A 288-nucleotide genomic window follows, 5' to 3' on the forward strand; every position below is an offset into this window, starting at 1 on the left:
CCGCCGCGCTGGTGCGCACGGTGTAGCCGTCCGGCAGCCCGTCGGCCCCCGCGGTGGCGGCGGCCAGCGTGCTCTGCCCGGTCCCGTTGGCGATCTTCTCGCGCACCAGGTTCCGCAGCCCGCCCTCGTCGACGGGGCCGGTGGCCAGCCAGAGGTTGGCGCGGTCGACCTCGGGGGCGACGGCGACGGCCGGAGCGGCCGGCAGGACGACGAACAGCCGGCCGTCGCCCTGGAGGAGCGCTCCACCACCCGGCTGGTGCGCACCGCGGTCCGCGACACCACCATCGG

The 288-nt window shown here is 77.8% G+C and carries 1 protein-coding gene; it reads right to left on the reverse strand.

What is annotated here, in order from left to right; genetic code table 11:
• On the reverse strand, window positions 1–288 hold a 288-nt coding region (locus ABD308_RS32035), incomplete at both ends, for a hypothetical protein (protein WP_344342882.1).

Origin of the sequence: Kitasatospora putterlickiae (genome assembly GCF_039527695.1) — a bacterium.
Classification (GTDB): Bacteria; Actinomycetota; Actinomycetes; order Streptomycetales; family Streptomycetaceae; genus Kitasatospora; species Kitasatospora putterlickiae.